We start from the raw sequence: 16,273 nt of genomic DNA on the forward strand, positions 1-16,273 counted from the left end.
CATGTTGGAGCAACTGAAACAAGAGGTATTTGAGGCCAATCTGGAGCTGCCGAAGCACGGACTGGTGAAGTTCACTTGGGGCAATGTCAGTGCAATTGATCGGGAGAGCGGTCTGTTCGTCATTAAACCAAGCGGAGTCGATTATGAAAAAATGAAAGCCAGCGACATGGTTGTCGTCGATCTCGACGGTAACGTGGTTGAAGGGGAGATGAGACCTTCGTCGGATACCGCAACCCATGCCGTTTTATATAAACACTTCAAGGAAATTGGCGGTATCGTACACACGCACTCTACCTGGGCAACCATCTGGGCACAAGCAGGTCTGGACGTCCCTGTCATGGGGACAACACACGCCGATACGTTCTACGGTGCCGTGCCTTGTGCACGCTTCCTGAACCAGGATGAGATTGACCGTGGATACGAAGCGGAGACAGGCCGCGTGATTATTGAAACGTTTGAACAACGCGGACTGGATGTGATGGCGATTCCAGCAGTGTTGCTGCATGGTCATGCGCCGTTTACCTGGGGTAAGGACGCCAAGTCAGCCGTGGTCAACAGTGTAGTGCTAGAAGAAGTGTGCAAAATGAACCTGTATGCACGTCAGCTGAACAACTTTGCTAAAGAGCTACCACAAGGCATTCTGGATAAACACTACTTGCGCAAACACGGCAAAGATGCGTATTACGGCCAGAAGTAATCTGGATATTTAGGTGTTGGGACGCTGCAATCGCAGCGTCCCGGTGTAACCACTCTGCCCAACCCAAAGTTGAACAACCTTTTTTACACCACTAACGGAGCAGACAGAAAAAAGCTGTAGAAGCGAAGCGTTCACCTTTATCACCGGATTTCCCCTTATACATAAGGGGTTCAAAGAAATCTGGGGATAACAGTGATCGAAAGATTATTCTGTCTGCGCAGTGCCTAGGTGTAAAACCTACCTATTCAACTATAAAACCAACGAAATGAGGATGATTACATGTCAGTAACAGCAGCGAAAGAGTTTTGGTTTGTTGTCGGTTCACAGCATTTGTACGGAGAGGAAGCGCTCGGTGAGGTAAAAGCAAACGCACAGAAAATTACGGATGCCCTCAACGCTAGTGGCGTACTCCCTTACCCGCTCGTATTGCAAGACTTGGCTGTAAGCGCAGATAAAATCACCAGCATCATGAAAGAAGTGAACTACCGTGACGAAGTTGCAGGTGTGATCACGTGGATGCATACCTTCTCTCCAGCGAAAATGTGGATCCGCGGTACGAAGTTGCTGCAAAAGCCACTTCTTCACCTCGCAACGCAATATAACGAGAGCATTCCATGGGCAACCATCGACATGGACTTCATGAACCTGAACCAAGCAGCGCATGGTGACCGTGAATATGGTTTCATTAATGCTCGTTTGAGAAAGCAAAATAAGATCGTTGTCGGCTACTGGGAACGCCCGGAAGTGCAGCAGCAGGTTGCGGACTGGATGGACGTAGCGGTTGCATACAACGAGAGCTTTAACATCAAAGTTGCTCGTTTCGGCGATAACATGCGTAACGTAGGGGTAACGGAAGGTGATAAAGTAGAGGCTCAAATCCAGTTTGGCTGGACGGTAGACTACTACGGAATCGGTGATCTCGTAGAATACGTGAATGCGGTAACGGAACAAGAAATCGATGAGTTGATCTCGCAATATGCGGATCTGTACGAATTCGATTATGGCACAAACAGCAAAGAAGCATGGGAAGCCAGCGTACGTGTACAAGCAAGCTATGAAATTGCCATCAAACGTTTCCTGGATAACGGTGGTTACACGGCTTTCACAACGAACTTTGAAGACTTGCATGGCATGAAGCAGCTTCCGGGTCTGGCGGTACAACGCCTGATGGCTCAAGGTTACGGTTTTGCCGGTGAAGGGGACTGGAAAACAGCCGCGCTGGACCGTTTGTTGAAAATTATGGCTCATAACGAAAACACAGGCTTCATGGAAGATTACACGTATGAAATGGCATCCGGGCAAGAAGCGATCCTGCAATCGCACATGCTTGAGGTTGATCCGACCCTAGCCAGCACCAAACCAAGAATTATCGTTTCTCCACTGGGTATTGGTGATCGTGAAGACCCAGCTCGTCTTGTATTCGACGGTAAAGCGGGAGAGGGTGTTGTAGTATCTATGGCGGACTTCGGTACACACTACAAACTGTTGATCAATGAAGTATCTGCCTTCGAACCAACTGTACCAGCACCAAATCTGCCAGTTGCACGTGTACTGTGGACGGTAAAACCGAACTTCCAGGACGGAGTTAAAGCTTGGATCGAAAACGGCGGTGGACACCACACCGTAGTATCCCTGAACCTGACCACAGATCAGATCATCACTTATGCCAAGCTGGTGAACCTGGAGTACGTTGTGATTAAATAGGGTAAGCAAACATGGAATTATCATTCAATCATGTACTTCAACTTACAGCTAGTGAATTCAGGTTGTAATCCATGGATGTCTGAAGTATGATCAAATTATAAGATCAGGATTGCAAGTTATAACCAATTTCGTGCAAGCGCCTGCTCGCCGTATACAAGTGTATATCCAGAGACCGAGAGATAATCTCGGTCCTTTGTTTTATTTTTCGACACATCATTTTACGCTCAGGGAGGTTATTTCAATGAAACATACATATGACAGTCTAATCGCTCAGCTAGAGGCATTGGGCATAGATCGCCACGGCACATTGCTGATGCATTCTTCCATGAAGAGTATGGGGGAAGTGGAAGGTGGAGCTGATACCGTGCTGGATGCACTGAGTGATTATATGAAAGATGGATTGCTCGTTCTACCTACGCATACATGGGATACGATTAATAAAAGCAACCCATTGTTCCACGTGGAAACGTCCCCTTGCTGTGTGGGAATATTACCTGAACTTTTCCGTAAACGTGATAATGTAATCCGCTCCTGGCATCCTACACACTCTGTAGCAGCGTTAGGTAAAGACGCACGGGCGTTGACGCAGGACGATCATCTTTTCGATACGCCATGTGCAAGAGGTTCTGCATGGGGGAAGCTGCTTGACCGCAAAGCAACCATTTTGCTCGTAGGCGTCGATCTGAAACGGAATACGTTTATTCATGGCATTGAGGAATGGGTAGATATTCCAGGCCGGATGACCGATGATCATGAGATGCTGTATACCGTTTTGCCAGATGGAACTAAAATCTCGGTGCCTTCCCGCAGACATTGCGGATTATCGTGGTCGGAGCACTTCTGGAAGGTCGATGATGTACTGGTTCAAGAAGGGGCGATGCACAAAGGAAGCTTCGGGGATGCTGTTGCAAGTGTATGTGATGCGGCGAGAACAACCGAGGTGCTTACGGAGATGTTGAAAGAGAATCCAGATCTGTTTTCGGACAATGAGCCATTGGCAGATGGGAAGTAAGGGGAATTGAAGGAAGATGGATGGCGATAGAAATGTGCCTAACTCCATCAGTATATCGTATATTGTATGTCACCGTTATTTAAGCAGATGTATTGGATTAGATTACTTAATGTAGCAGAGACCTTGATGTCTATCCGAATGTGGGAATATTTGGTGAGGGGAACTGCTCAAGAAGCTTTTTGTTTTTTTAACTTAATCAATTTCATTACTCATTAAATTATAGTTTTGTAACTAGATTTAGACAAATTGGATCGTTTTGATCTATATCTAGCCTTGATTGAAGCTGCTGAAGGTATTATGAAATTGATTCAACTAGATTTCAAAAAAAGTCTATCCACAGTGATAGACTTTTTTTGGGTTTTACAGCAACAAAGTGGAATCTCCCGATGTTTATAGTATATACGCTAATGAGGAGATAAAAGATGAAAAAAGTAACCCTATATTCTTTGCTAGTTATATTGTCACTTGCGATCATAACTGCTTGTGTTAACAAAAAGGATTCTGAAATTCAGTTTAAAAATACCTCATCTAAGACAGAGCATACTGAAAATCAGGCGGAGAGTGCTTCAAGTATAAAGACGGGAGTATTTGTCAATTTAAACGCTATAGAAAATCCATTGTTTAATAAGGATATAAAAGATTTATTGGAGAGAACCTTAGATTCATTAGCCAATAAAAATCAAAAAGAATTTAGAAGCGTTTTTGCAGATGAGGAGTCTGCCAATGCGTACATGTACTTATATGGAAAAGATTATGCATTTGAAGAAATCGGGACTGTTGAAGAAGATCACGAAGGTAGAATTGTTATAGAAATTAGAGGCAGAGTTGTGTCTGATAACGTGGTAGCAACACCCAATTCGTTCTACTATTTTGTAAAGGGCAAACAAAATAAGTGGAGTTTAGGAGCTATTGACTAGGGCTGAATACAGCCCGTTCTGTGTTAGACTACTGGGCGCTCAGTTGAAGCTGGGCGTTTTTTGGCGTAAGTATTCAAAAGTTTTCACGATAGTATGTATGATGTGAGGGTGGGTAGATCAACCTTCATCTGGAGTCTTTCTTGCATTTTCAATAGAGATCAAAATTTCCCTGTTAATCTTGGTTAAAGATTTGATTTGTTCTGCATCTTGACCACCAATTAAAGTTATATGTTCATCCAAGGCTCTTCTGTACGCAGAGTCTTCTTCGAATTTAAAAAGTTCATCCGCAAGAACCTGCAAGCCAGTCATAATTTTCTCGAGCGTTTCCAAAGAAATATTGCGATCTCCTCGTTCTACTCCGCCAATATAACTATAATGAAGACCGGCTGCTTCAGCCAGTTGCTCCTGAGTCCAGCCTTTGGCCTTTCTTAATTCACGAATTCGATTACCAACAGCCTCTGGTAAGCTCATTTGATCACCTCCACTTAAGGTTAGAAGAGGATCTGGAATCGTAACAGACTAATGAATGCAAAATGAATTTAATAAATTTAGTACTTATTAGTACAATTTATATTGCTCTTCTTTTTACTTATCTATACAATACTTGTAGAATGACTACTAAAGGAGGCTTCCTGTTGCGATCATCTATCCTAAAATCCCTCAAACCAGACATTATTGTTGAAATGCTGGATATGGCTGTAGCTTTTGAAAATTGGAACAAGGTGCTGGAGACAGCGGATGTCTTGCACCAGTGTGCGCAGTGTATATATGAAGAACGGGTGGAGCATCAGGAGGAAGGTGGGTCTAAACTTCATATCCGTACGGAACGCACATTGGTTTATTACATGGGCTACAGTCAGATGATGCAAGGTATTGCATATCAGAAGATGGGGCAAGTCGATCAGGCGCGAGCTTGTATCCGTCAGTATGAAGCGCTGGGGTGTATGGAAGGACTGGATGAAGCAGAGCTGCAAGTTGTGCAGGATTTCAAACGGAAAGCCGAAATCCAACGGTATGCACTTGAGATTGAAGCAGGGCAGGTTGAGCTGCTGGAGGGGTATGCGAACCTGTTGCTGGAGTATCCGGAGGAACGATTGTCAGGGCTAAAGGTGATCACAGAGGCGGCGGTGCGGCATGGGTGGCGGGTTGATTTTGTCATACAGATGCTTGAGGAGAAGCTTGTTGGGTCGGTTGAAAATGATAATTCCTCAAACAACGAAAATTTGTACCACTATTGTTATCAAAGGGCTTTATATGAACAGTGGATGGGAAGGCCGCAGGAGGGTGTGGAGTTTATTTTGAAGGCGATGTGTGTAGCGGACAGACTGGGAATGGAGCGACATATGATCAGATGCACAGCAGTATTGGAGTCGTTGCGAGAAAAGGCGACGGAGGGGCAGATTGAGCGGTATCGAATATTTTTGGAGAGGATAAAGTAGGAAGCGGTCATTAGATTTACTGAAAATGGTAAGATTTGCTTGGATGTGGGTAAATGCATATAGGACTATAGCACCGATGAGTGTTGTGTCAGATATCGGGTTATGGGTCAAATCAGGATGTTAGCCGGATAGTCTCATACATCGGACTTCTGCTAACATAGGATAATCCTATTTCAGATGAGCGGAGAAAGCGTATGAGTACAATTAAAGTGACCCCTGAACAGCTACACCACGTATCGAAACAGGTGGATCAGGCAAGACAACAATTGGAGGTTATCCAACAAGATCTCACAAGACATATCATGTTCCTTCAGACCATGTGGTTGGGGGTGACGCAGGAGAACTTTTATAGACAATTCACACTGGCACGTCCTGTACTGCAGAAAGCACTGGAGAGCATGACGTATACCTCTCAGGACTTAAATGATATTGCTACCCGATTTGAGAATGCAGATGCGGAGACAGGCAGTATAGGTGGTGTTCTCGGTGTTGCTGTAGGCGCAGCAACGATGATGAAGAGCTCGGGGACAGATGGGGGTTCGGAAGATAAAGGCTATCGGATGGCCCAAGTCAATATCTATGGTAGGTATGTATGGTTACCCGTGAACGAGAATGGTGTTACGGATCAGGCAGCCTTGCAGGCTTACAAGAAAGATCATGGACATGTGGATTTTAATCGGATGCAAGCTGAAGCTGTGAAGCCCGAAGAGCCCGAAGAAGATATATATGCTTTGCAGATTAAAGCTTTTGAAAATCGAACCCATCCCTTCACAGGAGAGCCTGTATCGGATAGGTATGCTAAGATGATGATTACTTCCCTGAAGTATAGTCAGCTTCTTATGGCGTTTCAAATGGTTCGCGGAAGTATACCGGGTCGCAAAGGGCCGTTTCACTTCTCTGCTTCTGATCCAGCTGTGGCAAAGATTAAAGAGAATTTAAAGAAGGTTAATTCAAAATCGGAAAGAACAAATTCAAATGTAGGTGAAGAAGGACCTAAACCTAAATCTGAAATAACTAACACTGGACAATATTCCGGAGGATTAGTTAAAGTTCCAAAAGCGGATATAGCAGCTGATAATCTAGCTGACAGGCTAGGTGGTGAGTCGAGAGTTAAGTTTAAAAATGATCCGAAGGGTAGGGAATTTGATACAGTTAGTGATGAATATATAGCTCAAACTAAACCTCCTCTAAATAGCTTAGATAAGCAGTTCAGGAAACAGGCAAAAGCAACCATAGAGGCAGCTATTGAAACAGGGAAGAAGGCTTATTTTCATTTCGAAGGCAAACCTGACGATAGGGTATTGCGACAGTTAGATGAATATGCTAACAGATATAAAGTAGAAATAGTAATTGATACGAAACCTTTATAATCAGGAAGGATGAATCTTTATGTATGAATACCATGGATGGGCAACCATTAGGGAAAGCGCCTCGTTTGAAGAAGATGAGGATCAGCAAGATATAGCGATTCAGCAGTTGCGGGAATACATTGAGGAGTTGGATTGGTCTCCTGGTGTTTTAGATCTGAGAGCTGTTAACGGTGACTTTCAGCTTTGGGTCGCTGGGCTTGATAACCATAAGCCTGAAACCAAATATAATCCAATTGAAGTGTTCAGAAAGGCAGGCGAAATAGCCCCCGGTTCCTACGGCCTTCTTTACGTAAGGGATAGTGATGATATGGCTTCTTCCAATCAATTTAAAGTATACACGTTAGTACGCGGTGAGATTATGGAGCAAGCAGATCCGTTTCTTTCTCCTTTTGTACCTAAATTAGAGGATGAATTTTGAGTGTTGCTCTCTCTCCTGAGCATGTATGCCTAATTTTATAAAGATAGAGCTGTCATAAGGGATTTTAGGAGGAGAAGGGCAGAGATATGAAGCATTCACTAGATAAAGCAATTGAGCGTTTGTCTGCTATTTCGTTTCAGATTAACAGCTCCTCTCTCCAAAACTCACATCACACATTAATCTGTGAGTATCTAAGACGTGTGAATGTATTCCTGGGCAATTTGAACGTATCTCCAGATCGTTATCCCTTATTTAGTTTTGCCAAGATGCTGGGAAGAAAAATAGATCCTGATGTGTATCGCTCTTGTCCCCAGTTGAATACAATTAATAATCCCTATATGAAGGCCATTTGTTATAGCTATCTAGAGGTCTGCGACCTAATCGATCAAGGAGTAGATGATGCGATTCAATACGCTGATTTGTATGATCCAATGTTGAAGTTCTACGAACGAGGTGGGAGTTTTACTATACGAAAGGGTGAACTGGTCGTAGGTGATGCAGCATATCCACTCATGTATTGGAGAACTCTGGTGATCCCCGTACAAGATATTAGCGATATTTCCTTGGAACTCATAGATCGTGATGGACTGGAGGAGTAATCATGTCGGTGGGGTTGTACAGATACAGCGGTGATATATATGACCGGGACTCAGAGCTAACACTTAGTGAGAACATCTCCACTCAGGAGTTTTATGATGAGCACTGGGAGAGAGCTATTCATAAGCTAGGTATTTCTATTGTGCGAGATAGCTCAGAGATTGTTTTCCATCAACTTGAGGATGCCTTGGATGAATTGGATCGATTAAGAGAGTGGGCTATCCAGGAGTTGGATGGGACCAATTTGGAGTATATGCAAGGCAGAGTTGAGCAATTACAGCGGATTTTGCCGAATGCTTTTGTAAGTAAAGGAGATGTCTTGTACATATTCTAGCTAAAGATATGACGCTTCCCCGATCGAGGAGGTGTAGAACGGTTTGGATAGGCGTTTGAGAAGCTTATACAAAATGGCTAAGCCTCGTCAGTTTAACCTAATAAGATTGTTTGTAATACCTAAATATAAAAGAATACCTGCGGATATCAAAGTGACTGCAAGGAACAATCCACCAAAAACAATAATTTTATCAAACCTATTCCACTTTTTAACCATTGTCATCACTTCTTTTCTTCAATTTTCAGGAATATATAGGAGTAAATTATAACACATGTCATGCTGTTGTTCTTAATTATATGGTTAAGTTTAAAAGAACATCACTTGGATTCGGTAAACAGGATGGAAGGTAAGGTGGTGTGACCATGAATCGGCTCAAGACAGGTTTGGCAAATGCCGAGTATATGTCTAAACAGGCTCCAATTGATATAAGTGATGAGGGCCTGAAAGCATGGTCACATCAATAAACGTCCTACAATATATTCAATACATCTGGTTATTAGGAAAAAAGGTTACTACTGTGGAAATAGTAGAATACAAAGATGCTTACAAACTTAATATGAAACAAAAAACATACCCAATCCGCTCTCACTCGAGAGACGGATTTTTTTGCGTCCTTCAACTAAAATATTCTTGTCAAAACGTAATCATTACGATAAGATAATATTTGTCGATTAAATAGTAACTATTACGATTAAACTCAAGACTGATAATAATAACAATATGAATAGAGAGGGGCATGACCTTGTTTACGAAAAAGAAGCCTTTGCTGGCGCTAATCTCCTTGGTTCTGAGTGCGGCTGTGTTACTCACTGCTTGCGGAGCATCCACATCTAGTCCGGCGGTGCAAGGCGATACCAATACCCAAGAAAATAAAAACGTCCATTTCCTATACAACTTCTCTACCAGTTCTCTTGATCCCCATGTGGATTCAAGCTATGTGCCGCTGCGTGCAGGCATTACGGAAACATTGGTGCGTCTGGATGAGGATAATCTGACGGTTGCACCGTGGCTTGCGGAGAGTTGGGAGAGTAAAGATGGGCAGCACTGGACGATTAATCTGCGCGATAAGGTAACATTCCATAACGGCAAACCGATGACAGGGGATGCGGTTAAAGCATCGCTGGAGCGGGCATTGAAAGAGAACGTAGCCATCCAGAATACGCTGAAGATTGATACGATCAAGGCTGAGGGTAACAAGCTGGAGATCACAACGACCCAACCGTTCCCGGAGTTTGCCTCGGAACTGGTTAACCCGAATACGGCGATTATTGACGTCAGTCAGCCGGACATCGTGAACAAACCTGTCGGTACAGGACCGTTCAAGCTGACATCTTTTACACCAGGCAGTAAGTTGGAGCTGGAACGATACGATACATACTGGGACGGGGCTTCGCCACTGGATACGGTGACGTTTTCGTTTAATGAAGATGCTAACGCACGTTCACTTGCTCTGAAGTCAGGCCAAGTCGATATCGTATATCGCCCGGAAGTGGAGAGCTTAGAATCCCTTAAAGCTATCGACGGGTTGAAAGTCGAGTCCACCTCCACCTTCCGCGTACATCAGTTGACGATGAATATGCAGCGGGAGAGTATTCAAGACGTGAATGTCCGCCGTGCGCTGGATGCGCTGATTGACCGCAAAGGCATTGTCGATACGATCCTGCTTGGATACGGTGAGCCAGCCATTGGCCCGTTCTTGCCATCGCTTCCTTTTGCGCCTAAATACACACATACCACAACAGACACCGGCCCCGATGCAGCTGTAAAATATCTTAGCGAAGCTGGCTACATCCAGCAAAACGGCGTGATGACCAAGGACGGTGAGCCACTCAAGCTGACATTGCTCACCTATTCGTCACGTGCTGATCTGCCGCTGATTGCTCAAGTGTTCCAGTCGGATGCAAAAAAGATTGGGATCGATGTACAGATTCGTCAGATTGATACACCGGAAGAGTACATGGCTTCCAATCGGGACTGGGATATTGCCACGTACAGTAACCTGACCGCTCCACGCGGGGATGCTGGGTACTATCTGAATGCAACATACCACCCGAAGGGTGCGCTGAACTTCAGCGGATCGGAACATCCGGCACTGACCAAGATCATCGACGAACTCAACCTCGCCGTTGAACCGCAGAAACGCGCGAAACTGGCAGAGAAAGCAGCCAATTATGTACAGGATAACGTGCTGAACTCTTTTGTACTGCATCCATCAACGATCGTGGCCTACAACGGCAAAAAGGTGAAAAATTGGGTCACCACGCGCAGTGAATATTACATGATCACGAACAAGCTGGATGTGATGTAATGTTTCGCATTGTGCTTCGCAAGTTTCTGGAGGTATTTGTATTCCTGCTCTTCATTATGTTTGTAAGCTTCCTATTCATCCGGCTTGCTCCCGGCGATCCGGTGCTGACGATCCTGAACGTAGAGGAACTATCGGTCAGCAAGGAACAAGTTGAGGCATTGCGAGAGGAGATGGGCTTTAATGACTCTCTTCCCGTGCAGTTTGGCCGCTGGCTGCTTGATTTTGTACGAATGGATTTTGGTGTGTCCTACTCGACAGGCCAGCCGGTAATGCAGACATTGATGCGCGCACTTCCGGCAACAGCTGAGCTGACAGTAGGTTCACTGCTGGTCATGCTGATTGTGGCCATTCCGCTGGGCTCCTTGTCAGCCCTCTATCGGGGTAGCTGGATCGACCAAGGCAGCCGTATGCTGTCGATCCTGGGTGCAGCCGTACCCAGCTTCTGGCTGGGCCTCATTCTGATTGATCTGTTCGGTGTGCGATTCGGCAGTCTGCCAACGATGGGACGAGATGGATTCAGCTCACTGATTCTGCCGTCACTAACGCTGGGACTTGCCATCTCCAGCGTTTATGTGCGTCTTTTGCGCTCCAGCCTATTGGATTCGCTGAGTCAGGAGTTTGTGCGTTCTGCCCGGGCCAGAGGGCTTTCGGAGGGGCGTATTTTCTTCCTGCATGCGTTCAGGCACAGTCTGCCTCCGGTGATCACTGTATTTGGGGTTAGTATGGGTAGTCTGATTGGCGGTGTGGTAGTGATTGAAGTGCTATTCGCTTATCCAGGCATCGGCAAGCTGGTCGTGGATGCCATCCGGCAGCGCGATTACCCATTGATTCAGGGATACATCCTGATTATGGCGATTGTTGTTTTCCTGGTGAATACGGCGGTAGACCTGTCATACCGTTATTTGAATCCTGAGATGAAACTGAAGGAAAAGGAGGCCCTCCGATGAAAACTATACCCTTGCACATGCCGTCTGCCAAAACAAAAAAGCACAGCTGGCAAGCCATGATCGGCATGCTGTTTGCACTGCTGGCCATCGCGGCCTCCTTGTATGCCTTTTTATATTTAAACCATGACCACACCCTCACCGACCTGCGTGGTAGGTTGCAGGGAATGAGTGCGCTTCATCCGCTTGGCACCGACCACTTGGGCCGTGATGTGCTGACACGTTTGCTCCTCGGCGGCGGTCAGACGCTCGGTTACAGCATGCTTGCACTCGGCACGGCACTGCTCATCGGCATTCCGTTTGGCCTGATTGCAGGCTACAAACGCGGCTGGATCGACAAGCTATTCATGCGTATTGCAGATGCGTTTCTGGCTTTTCCGGACACCATTGTAGCGATTGTACTGAGCGGTCTGCTCGGTGCAGGCATTGGCAACCTGGTGCTGGCGATTGTCATTGTAAAATGGGTAAGCTACGCACGTCTGGTTCGAAGTACCGTTCTCTCCGAGTCGCAGAAGGATTATATCCGTGTGGCGCGCACCAACGGTCTGTCCGATGCACGAATCATGACCAAACATCTGCTGCCGCATATTGCAGGTCATGTGTTGGTGCTGGCGAGTCTGGATCTCGGCAAAATCATTCTGCTGATCTCATCCTTGTCCTACATCGGACTTGGCGCACAGCCACCGACACCGGAATGGGGAGCGATGCTGAACGACTCGCGTCCCTACTTCCAATCCAGACCTGAGTTAATGGTTTTCCCGGGTCTGGCCATCGTATCGGTCGTGCTGCTGGCGAACATGCTGGGAGACTACTTGAGAGACCGGTTTGATGTGAAAAAGGAGGTGCGGTCATGATCTTCTCCATCGAGGAGCTGAGCATCTTCAGCCGGGAGCGGACGATTGTGGACAGCGTATCCCTTGGCGTCCGCGAAGGGGAATTCATGGCGCTCGTAGGACAGAGCGGCAGCGGTAAAAGCCTGCTCTCGCAGGCCATTGGACAACTGCTGCCGCCGAATCTTCACGCGTCTGGACGCGTTCTGTTCGAAGGCAGCAATCTGCTTGAACGGAAACCGAAGGAGATGCGCGCACTGCGCGGACGCGATATCTCGTATATTTTTCAGGACTATCAAGGAGCGTTCACCCCTTTTCGCAGCATTGGCGGACACTTTGATGAATACCAGAAAGTGCACGGTGAGAAGTCCGATGTGATTCGTAAAAAGCGTGCTGCAGAAGCACTCGAGTCCGTTGGACTTAGCCCAGAGCTTCTTCGGCGCTATCCGTTTCAGTTGAGTGGTGGCCAGTTGCAACGTGCATCGATCGCCACATCGCTAATGCTATCCCCGCGGCTGCTCATCGCCGACGAAGCAACGACAGCGCTGGACAGCATGTCCGCACATCGCGTACTGGAACTGCTCGCACGCAAGCAGGCAGAGACCGGCTGTGCTATCCTGTTCATCACGCATGATTGGCGGCATGTGCGGAGGTATGCGAACCGTCTGGCTGTTATGAAGGAGGGGCAGATCGTGGAGTCGGGCGGCAAACACCGCATTCTAGATCATCCGCAGCATGAATATACACGTCAATTGATTGAAGCTGCTCCTGTGCTGAGTAGCAGATTGAAGTCTGGTTTGAAGGAGGTGGGTGCGGAATGAGTGGCACAGTAAATGAGAAGGATAAGCTATTAAGACCAATAGATTCATTAAATCCATTAAATCCATTACATCCTTTTGAGACGACTGACGTGCTGGTTGAAACGACGAATCAAGCAAATATAGCAACAGATACGAGTATTAATCCATCTAGAGATGAACAAGACCACCAAGTCGTGTTACGTGTCCAAAATCTCACCCGCACCTATGCTGGCACAGATCGTCCAGCCATCGAGGATATCTCGTTTAGCCTCAGCCGCGGTGAATGCCTCGGTCTTGTCGGCGAGAGCGGTTGTGGCAAAAGCACACTGGCCCGCTGTCTGCTACGCATTGAAGACGCTGATCAGGGCACAATCCAGCTTGACGGGCATGATATTGCCCGGCTGGAAGGACGCCGTTTACGTCCTTATCGTCGCAAGATTCAGATCGTTTTTCAGAATCCCTCCGCCGCATTGAACCCGAAGCTTACGATCGGTGCATCCTTAATCGACCCCTATGAGCAGCTAGGCCGGGATTCTAAACTCGCACACTTCACCTATACATCGAAGGAAAACTATATTCGCCAGTTACTGGAGGCAGTGGAGCTTCCAAGTGAACTGGCGAACCGATATCCACATGAGCTGAGCGGAGGACAGCGGCAGCGTGTGACCATAGCGCGAGCCATTGGCATTGAACCGGATGTTGTCGTGCTGGATGAGCCGACCGCCAGTCTGGACGTTATTTCACAGGGAGCCATCCTTCAGCTGCTCACCGATTTGCGAACATCGCTAGGATTGTCCTATCTATTCATCTCGCATGATCTGGCGGCGGTTCACCGGATGAGCCAGTGTATTATGGTGATGCAATCGGGTCAGATCGTAGACCGTTTCGGCTCTGAGGCGTTGTTCGCCGAGGAACGCCACCCGTATACCAAGGAACTGATCTCTATATTCTGAGACACAGTGCAGATGAGCCTGTGAGCAGACTTCTTTCTATAATAAGAGCCGTTATGCGTAAGTTGTTATGCATGCGGCTCTTTATGCACCCTTTTTCACAGAGAATCATAGGCTAATGAACAGGCTATTTTGCAGGCACATGTGCGAGTTCCTTTTTTTGTATTGAACAAATATATCTTTCAGGCCTATAACCGGGCTAACGATTCGCGGCAAACTATCGTATACTGAGGGAATAGCAAATATCTTGAAATTGCATATTTAAATTAATCCATATTATTGATACACTAGTTCAAGGTTATATTCATTCAGAGAAGGCGTGAACCCGTGCATAGTGGGTGTGCAGCCAATGCCAAATCGATAACGCTTACATCCTTTTGGCAAATATAGGATATAAGGACGGTAAACATGAGCCAGGGACAAACGAGTACAGATGTAATCTTGATTGGTGCCGGAATTATGAGCGCAACTTTGGGAACTTTGCTGAAAGAATTGGCACCAGACTGGAATATTAAGGTTTTTGAGAAGCTTGCCACTGCAGGAGAAGAAAGCTCAAATGAGTGGAACAATGCCGGAACGGGGCATGCTGCGCTGTGCGAACTTAACTATACTGTTGAACGACCCGACAAAACCGTAGATATTAGCAAAGCCATTAAGGTGAATGAGCAGTTCCAGGTTTCCAAGCAATTTTGGTCCTATCTGGTGAACAGTCGTCTGATTCGGAATCCGAGGGACTTCATTATGCCGATTCCTCATCTCAGTTATGTGCATGGCGAGAGCAATGTGCAGTTTCTGAAAAGACGATATGACACGTTATCCAATCATCCGCTGTTCGCAGGCATGGAGTACTCGGACAACCGGGAGGAACTGGCGAAGTGGATGCCGCTGATGATGAAAGACCGTACAAGCAGCGAGCCTATTGCAGCAACTAAGATTGACTCCGGTACGGATGTTAACTTTGGTGCTTTAACGCGCATGCTGCTGAAACATCTACAACAACAAAAGGTGGAAGTCCACTACAAACATAGCGTGAAGAATATCAAGCGCAAGAGCGATAAATCATGGGAATTGACCGTGAAAAATCTGACAAGCGGAGCCGTTGAACGTCATCGGGCGAACTTTGTCTTCATTGGCGCGGGCGGTGGAAGTCTGCATCTGCTCCAGAAGTCTGGCATTCCGGAAGGTAAACATATCGGGGGATTCCCGGTAAGTGGTATCTTCATGGTGTGCAAAAATCCAAAAGTCGTGGAACAGCATCATGCCAAGGTATATGGCAAAGCTTCAGTAGGGGCTCCGCCGATGTCCGTGCCTCACTTGGATACACGATACATCGATAGCCAAAAGTCATTGCTGTTCGGGCCGTTCGCCGGTTTCTCACCGAAGTTCCTGAAGACCGGATCGAATGCAGACCTTATTGCATCTGTGAAGCTGCATAATCTCTTAACGATGCTTGCAGCGGGTGTGAAGGAAATCTCGCTCACCAAATATCTCATTCAACAGCTTATGTTGACGAAGGAACAACGCATGAAAGAACTGCGTGATTTCGTACCGAGTGCGAAGAGTGAAGATTGGGACATGGTGCTGGCAGGTCAACGTGTGCAGGTGATCAAGGACACGGTGCATGGCGGCAAAGGTACACTGCAATTCGGAACCGAAGTCGTGACTGCCGCTGATGGCTCTATTGCAGCATTACTCGGTGCATCCCCAGGTGCTTCAACAGCGGTTCAAGTTATGCTTGAGATTTTGGAGCGTTGCTTCCCGCAGAATATGAAGGCATGGGAGCCAAAGATCAAAGAGATGATTCCTTCTTACGGCATCTCACTTGCGGAGAACGTGGAACTGCTGCGTGAGGTGAACCAGTCTACAGCGAAGGCGCTGGGATTGTCGGATGAGAAGCAGACGCTGCATGTGTAGTGTTATTCTAATAAGGCGAAGAGCCAGCCTGGAAAATAT

The 16,273-nt window shown here is 46.5% G+C and carries 16 protein-coding genes; 15 read left to right on the forward strand and 1 reads right to left on the reverse strand.

All coding sequences use genetic code 11. The features are described from left to right. The first annotated feature begins 1 nt into the window (after nucleotide 1). The 4 genes from PQG66_RS13665 to PQG66_RS13680 all read left to right on the forward strand — a co-directional run bounded on the left by PQG66_RS13665 (nucleotide 2) and on the right by PQG66_RS13680 (nucleotide 4,330). Nucleotides 2–697, forward strand: a complete 696-nt coding sequence (locus tag PQG66_RS13665) for an L-ribulose-5-phosphate 4-epimerase (RefSeq protein ID WP_272038272.1) — start codon at nucleotides 2–4, stop codon at nucleotides 695–697. A 279-nt stretch (nucleotides 698–976) separates the two neighbouring features. Beyond that, nucleotides 977–2,401, forward strand: a complete 1,425-nt coding sequence (araA, locus tag PQG66_RS13670; protein WP_272038273.1) for an L-arabinose isomerase — start codon at nucleotides 977–979, stop codon at nucleotides 2,399–2,401. 241 nt (nucleotides 2,402–2,642) lie between these two features. Further along, a complete protein-coding gene (locus tag PQG66_RS13675) occupies nucleotides 2,643–3,413 on the forward strand; it encodes an AAC(3) family N-acetyltransferase (RefSeq protein ID WP_272038274.1) in 771 nt (256 codons plus the stop codon). A gap of 422 nt (nucleotides 3,414–3,835) precedes the next feature. Beyond that, nucleotides 3,836–4,330, forward strand: a complete 495-nt coding sequence (locus tag PQG66_RS13680) for a hypothetical protein (protein ID WP_272038275.1) — start codon at nucleotides 3,836–3,838, stop codon at nucleotides 4,328–4,330. A 117-nt stretch (nucleotides 4,331–4,447) separates the two neighbouring features. Here the strand turns inward: PQG66_RS13680 and PQG66_RS13685 are convergent, their stop codons facing one another. Next, nucleotides 4,448–4,801, reverse strand: coding sequence for a helix-turn-helix domain-containing protein (locus PQG66_RS13685; RefSeq protein WP_272038276.1), 354 nt, complete (start codon nucleotides 4,799–4,801; stop codon nucleotides 4,448–4,450). Between the two features lie 164 nt (nucleotides 4,802–4,965). Between PQG66_RS13685 and PQG66_RS13690 the strand changes: the two genes are divergently transcribed. From PQG66_RS13690 to PQG66_RS13740, 11 genes are all read left to right on the forward strand, one after another. Then, a complete protein-coding gene (locus PQG66_RS13690) occupies nucleotides 4,966–5,769 on the forward strand; it encodes a DNA-binding protein (RefSeq protein WP_272038277.1) in 804 nt (267 codons plus the stop codon). A 194-nt stretch (nucleotides 5,770–5,963) separates the two neighbouring features. Then, nucleotides 5,964–7,139, forward strand: a complete 1,176-nt coding sequence (locus PQG66_RS13695) for a WXG100 family type VII secretion target (protein ID WP_272038278.1) — start codon at nucleotides 5,964–5,966, stop codon at nucleotides 7,137–7,139. Nucleotides 7,140–7,158: 19 nt separating this feature from the next. Next, complete coding sequence (locus PQG66_RS13700) at nucleotides 7,159–7,557, forward strand: Imm7 family immunity protein (protein WP_272038279.1); 399 nt, start codon at nucleotides 7,159–7,161, stop codon at nucleotides 7,555–7,557. Nucleotides 7,558–7,643: 86 nt separating this feature from the next. Beyond that, complete coding sequence (locus PQG66_RS13705) at nucleotides 7,644–8,156, forward strand: hypothetical protein (protein ID WP_272038280.1); 513 nt, start codon at nucleotides 7,644–7,646, stop codon at nucleotides 8,154–8,156. Nucleotides 8,157–8,158: 2 nt separating this feature from the next. Next, a complete protein-coding gene (locus PQG66_RS13710) occupies nucleotides 8,159–8,488 on the forward strand; it encodes a hypothetical protein (protein ID WP_272038281.1) in 330 nt (109 codons plus the stop codon). A gap of 736 nt (nucleotides 8,489–9,224) precedes the next feature. Then, nucleotides 9,225–10,796 (forward strand): nickel ABC transporter substrate-binding protein, encoded by a 1,572-nt coding sequence (gene nikA, locus PQG66_RS13715; protein ID WP_442955098.1) that lies wholly within the window; start codon nucleotides 9,225–9,227, stop codon nucleotides 10,794–10,796. Beyond that, complete coding sequence (gene nikB / locus PQG66_RS13720; protein WP_272038283.1) at nucleotides 10,796–11,743, forward strand: nickel ABC transporter permease; 948 nt, start codon at nucleotides 10,796–10,798, stop codon at nucleotides 11,741–11,743. Before nikA ends, nikB begins: the two co-directional genes overlap by 1 nt. Continuing rightward, a complete protein-coding gene (gene nikC, locus PQG66_RS13725; RefSeq protein ID WP_272038284.1) occupies nucleotides 11,740–12,594 on the forward strand; it encodes a nickel transporter permease in 855 nt (284 codons plus the stop codon). Before nikB ends, nikC begins: the two co-directional genes overlap by 4 nt. Next, nucleotides 12,591–13,391 carry an ABC transporter ATP-binding protein gene (locus PQG66_RS13730; protein ID WP_272038285.1) on the forward strand — a complete coding sequence of 267 codons (801 nt, stop codon included), beginning with the start codon at nucleotides 12,591–12,593 and terminating at the stop codon, nucleotides 13,389–13,391. Before nikC ends, PQG66_RS13730 begins: the two co-directional genes overlap by 4 nt. After that, on the forward strand, nucleotides 13,388–14,323 hold the full coding sequence (locus tag PQG66_RS13735) for an ABC transporter ATP-binding protein (protein ID WP_272038286.1): 936 nt from the start codon (nucleotides 13,388–13,390) through the stop codon (nucleotides 14,321–14,323). Before PQG66_RS13730 ends, PQG66_RS13735 begins: the two co-directional genes overlap by 4 nt. A gap of 405 nt (nucleotides 14,324–14,728) precedes the next feature. Continuing rightward, nucleotides 14,729–16,234, forward strand: coding sequence for a malate:quinone oxidoreductase (locus PQG66_RS13740; protein ID WP_272038287.1), 1,506 nt, complete (start codon nucleotides 14,729–14,731; stop codon nucleotides 16,232–16,234). Nucleotides 16,235–16,273: the final 39 nt, after the last annotated feature.

Source organism: Paenibacillus sp. JJ-100 (genome assembly GCF_948329825.1).
Taxonomy (GTDB): Bacteria; Bacillota; Bacilli; order Paenibacillales; family Paenibacillaceae; genus Paenibacillus.